This window comes from Stenotrophomonas geniculata ATCC 19374 = JCM 13324 (genome assembly GCF_001431625.1).
GTDB lineage: Bacteria > Pseudomonadota > Gammaproteobacteria > Xanthomonadales > Xanthomonadaceae > Stenotrophomonas > Stenotrophomonas geniculata.
The window spans coordinates 1-4,982 of the sequence record NZ_LLXT01000004.1; the positions used below are offsets into that span (position 1 = coordinate 1).

6 protein-coding genes are annotated in these 4,982 nt (G+C 67.2%); all 6 read left to right on the forward strand.

Features of this window, described 5'->3' with window-relative positions; genetic code table 11:
- Positions 1-628: LPS export ABC transporter ATP-binding protein (gene lptB, locus ARC63_RS00440; RefSeq protein ID WP_057502252.1), on the forward strand; the 628-nt coding region annotated here is incomplete at its 5' end.
- Between the two features lie 40 nt (positions 629-668).
- Positions 669-2,093, forward strand: a complete 1,425-nt coding sequence (locus tag ARC63_RS00445) for an RNA polymerase factor sigma-54 (protein ID WP_010483648.1) — start codon at positions 669-671, stop codon at positions 2,091-2,093.
- 58 nt (positions 2,094-2,151) lie between these two features.
- Entirely contained in the window at positions 2,152-2,469 is a 318-nt protein-coding gene (hpf, locus tag ARC63_RS00450) for a ribosome hibernation-promoting factor, HPF/YfiA family (RefSeq protein ID WP_004147311.1), read from the forward strand.
- A 21-nt stretch (positions 2,470-2,490) separates the two neighbouring features.
- Positions 2,491-2,943, forward strand: coding sequence for a PTS sugar transporter subunit IIA (locus ARC63_RS00455; RefSeq protein ID WP_057502253.1), 453 nt, complete (start codon positions 2,491-2,493; stop codon positions 2,941-2,943).
- On the forward strand, positions 2,940-3,890 hold the full coding sequence (hprK, locus tag ARC63_RS00460; protein WP_005408388.1) for an HPr(Ser) kinase/phosphatase: 951 nt from the start codon (positions 2,940-2,942) through the stop codon (positions 3,888-3,890). The genes ARC63_RS00455 and hprK overlap by 4 nt, the downstream gene beginning before the upstream one ends.
- A gap of 27 nt (positions 3,891-3,917) precedes the next feature.
- Entirely contained in the window at positions 3,918-4,802 is an 885-nt protein-coding gene (rapZ, locus tag ARC63_RS00465) for an RNase adapter RapZ (RefSeq protein WP_010483655.1), read from the forward strand.
- Positions 4,803-4,982: the final 180 nt, after the last annotated feature.

Genomic DNA, 4,982 nt, shown 5'->3' on the forward strand with positions numbered 1-4,982 from the left:
CCTGCTCGGCCCCAACGGCGCCGGCAAGACCACCTGCTTCTACATGATCGTCGGCCTGGTTGCGGCTGACGCTGGCAGCATCGTGCTCGATGGCAAGGACATCACCGGTGACCCGATGTACACCCGCGCCAAACAGGGCGTGGGCTATCTGCCGCAGGAACCGTCGGTGTTCCGCAAGCTGACCGTGGCCGACAACATCCGCCTGGTGCTGGAACTGCGCGAGGACCTCGATTCGAAGGGCCGCGAACGCGAATTGAACAGCCTGCTCGATGAACTGCAGCTGGGCCACGTCGCTGACCAGCTCGGTGCCAGCCTGTCCGGTGGCGAACGTCGCCGCTGCGAGATCGCCCGCGCACTGGCCGCGCAGCCGCGCCTGATCCTGCTCGACGAACCGTTCGCCGGTGTCGACCCGATTTCGGTCGGCGAGATCCAGCGCATCGTCACCCATCTCAAGCAGCGTGGCATCGGCGTGCTGATCACCGACCACAACGTGCGCGAGACCTTGGGTATCTGCGACCGCGCGTATATCCTCGCCGAAGGCAGCGTGCTGGCCCAGGGTTCGCCGGAGGCGATCCTGGACAATGCCGACGTGCGTCGGGTCTACCTTGGTGATTCCTTCAAGCTGTGACTGCGGTCGCCGGGTCCCTTTCCTTCCTTTCGGCACAGGCATGAAGACTCGGCTGCAGACATCGTTGGGACAGCACCTGGTGCTCACGCCCCAGTTGCAGCAGGCGATCAAGCTGCTGCAGATGTCCACCACCGAGCTGGAGCTGGAAATCGCGCAGGCGGTGGAAAGCAATCCACTGCTGGACTGGGCCGACAGCAGTGACAGCAGCAGTACCGCCAACGAAGCCGGCGATGGCAACGACAGTGATGCCCCCGCAGAACGCACCGATGCCGGTGACGATTGGGCGCCGGCCGAACTGGACTGGAGCGCGGCCGGCAGCGGTGGCAGCTTCGACGATGACGACGACAACGGCAGCGCTGCCGAGCGCGTAGCCGAAACCGAAACACTGGCCGACCATCTGCTGTGGCAGCTGCATCTGTCGCATCTGTCCTCGCGTGATCGCAGCATCGGCGCGGCACTGATCGATGCATTGGACGACGACGGGTACCTGCGCGAGCCGCTGGCCACCATCGCTGAAACCCTGTTGCCGGCGATCCACGCCGACGAGGACGAGATCCTCGCCGTGCTGCATCGCATCCAGCGCTTCGATCCGGTGGGTGTGGCTGCACGCACGCTGGGCGAATGCCTGCTGCTGCAGCTGGATGTGCTGGCCGGCGACACGCCCGGCCTGATCCTGGCGCGGCAGATTGCCGCAGGCCCCTTGGAACGGTTGCCGCGCAGCGGCGTCGCCGGGCTTGCCCATGAGTTGAAGCAGCCGCTGGACGAGGTCGAGACTGCCGTGGCGCTGCTGCGCTCGCTGGACCCGCGCCCAGGCACGCAGATCGCACCGCTGTCGCAGGACACCTATGTGGTGCCGGACGTGGTGGTGTGGCGGCAGAACGGCGTGTGGCGCGCGGCGCTGGCCGCGCATGCCGGGCCGAAGGTGGTGATCCACCGCGGCTACGAACAGCTGATCCGACGCTGTGGCGACGCCGATGCCGGCTACCTGCGTGCCCAGCTGCAGGAAGCGCGCTGGCTGCTGAAAGGGCTGCAGCAGCGTGGCGAAACCCTGCTGCGCGTCGTGCGCAGCCTGATCCTGCAGCAGGCCGGCTTCCTTGAATTCGGTGAGCAGGCGCTGCGTCCACTGACCCTGCGCGAGATCGCCGCCGAGCTCGGCCTGCACGAATCCACGGTCTCGCGCGCGATCGCCCGCAAGCACGTGCGTACCCCGCGAGGCACCCTGCCGCTGCGCGCCTTCTTTGCCTCCGGCATCGATACCGAGGGCGGTGGCGAGGCGTCCAGCACCGCCATCCAGGCGATGATCCGGCGCCTGATCGACGACGAGAACCCGCGCAAGCCGCTTTCTGACGCCAAGCTGGCTGACCTGCTCAAATCATCGGGAATTCCAGTAGCGCGGCGCACCGTGGCGAAGTATCGTGAAGCCATGAACATTTCCGCCTCGCACGAAAGGGTCAGAATCGCTTGACGCGCCGCCGCGCCCGGCGGAGAGGTTCATTGGCACATCCGAACACAGGAGAAACCCGATGCGCATCGAAACGTTTGGCAAAGATGTCGAAGTCACCCCGGCCCTGCAGTCCTATGTAGAGGAGAAGCTGGCCCGGATCGGCAAACACTTCGACCAGCACTGCGAAGCGCGGGTGACCCTCAAGCTGCAGAAGACCGAACACCACGTCGACGCCAGCCTCAACATTCCCGGCCAGACCCTGCACGCCGAGGCCAATGCCCAGACCATGTATGCCGCGATCGACCTGCTTGCGGACAAGCTTGACCGCCTGGTGATCAAGCACAAGGAGAAAAAACAGCAGCACGCGCCGCTGCCGGTGGGCGACAATGGTGGCTGATCGCCACCGTTCCCCGCAGACATGCCCCTGACTGACCTCCTGGCGGCCGTGCAGACCCAGCTCTGCACGGCCACCGACCGCGACAGCGTCCTGCAGGCCGCCGCCGGGTTGCTGGCCTGCCGCCAGGCCAACGCCGAACAGATCTATCTGAACCTGTGCCAGCGCGAAGCGCTGGGCAGCACCGTGATCGGTCACGGCATCGCCATTCCCCACGGCCGCGCGCCAACCCTGGACCGCCCCCGCGGCGCCCTGCTGCGGTTGGCCACCCCGGTCGACTTCGGCGGCGACGAGCCGGTGGACCTGGTGTTCGCCATGGCCGTCCCCGCCCACTACACCCACCAGCACCTGATGCTGCTGTCCGAGCTGGCCGAGCTGTTCTCCGCGCCGGACATCCGCCAGGCCCTGCGCGAAGCGGACGATGCCCGGGCCCTGCGCGAGGCGCTGGACATGACCCCACCTGCGAGCGCCGCATGAATACCAGCATCACCGCCCGTGAACTGTTCGAACAGCAGCGCGAGCGGCTGGGGCTGCGCTGGGCTGCCGGCAAGTCCGGCGAGAAGCGCGAGCTGGAGGCCGGCAACACGGTCTCGCGGCGCCCCTCGCTGGCCGGCTACCTCAACGCCATCTATCCCAACAAGGTGCAGATCCTGGGCACCGAGGAACTGTCCTGGCTGGATGCGCTGGAACCGCGCCAGCGTTGGGAGACCATCGAAAAGATCATGCAGTCGCACCCGCTGGCGCTGGTGCTGACCCGCAACCAGGCGTGCCCGGAAGACCTGCGCGCCGCCGCGGATGAATCCGGCACGCCGCTGTGGCTGTCGCCCAAGCGCGGCCACGAACTGCTCAACCACCTGTCCTACCACCTGGCGCGCACGCTGGCGCCGCGGGTGATCCTGCATGGCGTGTTCATGGAGATCTACTCGATCGGCGTGCTGATCACCGGCGAGGCCGGATCGGGCAAGAGCGAGCTGGCGCTGGAACTGCTCAGCCGTGGCCATCGCCTGGTCGCCGACGATGCCCCCGAATTCACCCAGATCGCGCCCGACGTACTCGACGGCACCTGCCCCGAGCTGCTGCAGGACCTGCTGGAAGTGCGCGGCCTGGGCGTACTGAACGTGCGCGAGATGTTCGGCGACACAGCTGTAAAGAAGAACAAGTACCTTCGGCTGATCGTCCACCTGACCAAGCCGATGACCGAACCCACCCCGCATGGCTACGAGCGCCTGACCGGCGACTCGGGCACCCGCCATGTGCTGGACCTGGATGTTCCGCTGATCACCCTGCCGGTGATGCCTGGCCGTAACCTGGCCGTGCTGACCGAAGCCGCCACCCGCCTGCATATCCTGCGTACCAAGGGCATCGACCCGGCGGCGATGTTCATCGCCCGCCACAGCAACCTGCTGGAACGGCGAACGCCCTGATTCCCCTGCCCTTCGAAGAGCCTGTCCATGAGCACCGCAACCCCCTCCGCCCCGACCCTGATCATCGTCAGCGGCCTGTCCGGCTCGGGTAAATCCGTCGCCCTGAAGACCTTCGAGGACCAGGACTACTACTGCTCGGACAACCTGCCGATCCACCTGCTGCCTGACTTCGTGCGCAGCCTGCTGGCCAACCACGACGGCAGCGCGCCGCGTCGGCTGGCGGTGGGCATCGACGTGCGCGGCCAGGCCGACCTGAGCCAGCTGGGCGACTGGCGGCAGCTGGCCACCGACGCCGGCGTGGAAGTGAAGGTGCTGTTCTTCGAGGCCAGCGATGAAACGGTGCTCAAGCGCTATGCCGACACCCGCCGTCGCCATCCGCTGAGCCAGCTGGGCCTGTCGCTGCCCGAAGCGATCGCCCGCGAGCGCGAGCTGACCGCACCGCTGCGCCGCGAGGCCGATGCGGTGATCGATACCAGCAACCTCAACGTGCATCAGCTGCGGCGGCGGATCATCACCGAGTTCACGATGGACCATGCCACCGGCCTGTCGCTGCTGTTCGAATCGTTTGCCTACAAGCGCGGCGTGCCGGCCGAGGCGGACTTCGTGTTCGACGCGCGGGTGCTGCCCAATCCACACTGGGACCCGGACCTGCGCGCGCTCAGCGGCCGTGAGCCTGGCGTGCGTGACTACCTGGAAGCGCAGCCGGACGTGCAGCGCTACCTGGCCCAGCTGATGGATTTCCTCGATACCTGGCTGCCGAAGCTGGGGGATGGCACCCGCAGCTACGTGACCGTGGCGTTCGGCTGCACCGGCGGCAAGCACCGGTCGGTGTTCCTGGCCGAGCGCCTGGCCCGGCATGCCCGCGAGATGGGCTGGGAAGACGTGGCGACGTACCACCGCGAACAGGATTGAGGGGGTCGGCCGGGCTGCGCCCGGCACCCGCCGGTAGTGCCGGCCGCTGGCCGGCAACAGCAACAGCAAAAGCAAAAGCGGCATTCCGTGGGATGGCGGGGCGATGTGGGCAGGCAGGACACGCCGTGAACCCCTCCCTGGGGGCTCGATGGCGCCATCCATGGCGCCATCGAGCCCCCA